This window comes from Paraburkholderia podalyriae, from assembly GCF_014397785.1.
Lineage (GTDB): Bacteria > Pseudomonadota > Gammaproteobacteria > Burkholderiales > Burkholderiaceae > Paraburkholderia > Paraburkholderia podalyriae.
Genome location: NZ_VZQQ01000318.1, coordinates 1 through 285 on the forward strand (window position 1 = coordinate 1; position 285 = coordinate 285).

Genomic DNA, 285 nt, shown 5'->3' on the forward strand with positions numbered 1-285 from the left:
CAGATCGAATTTATAAGTGGAAGCGCCGGGGTCATCAAGCTGCCGATTTGATCGCTGGCAGCGTCGCGAAGTATGCCTCATCCGGCGTCTGATCGGACAGACTCGAATGGGGCCGTTTCTGGTTGTAAAGATTCAGGTAATCGCCGATGGAGCGGCGCGCATGGCTGACTGATTCATAGGCTTTCAGATACACCTCTTCATATTTCACGCTGCGCCACACGCGTTCGACGAATACGTTGTCGCGCCAGGCGCCTTTGCCATCCATGGACAGGCGGATGCCCCTGC

General features: G+C 56.1%; 1 protein-coding gene. It reads right to left on the reverse strand.

Annotated elements, in window-relative coordinates; translation table 11 throughout:
• Positions 1-34: 34 nt before the first annotated feature.
• Positions 35-285 (reverse strand): integrase core domain-containing protein (locus F6X42_RS43215; RefSeq protein ID WP_187639799.1); only part of this gene is annotated, 251 nt, incomplete at its 5' end.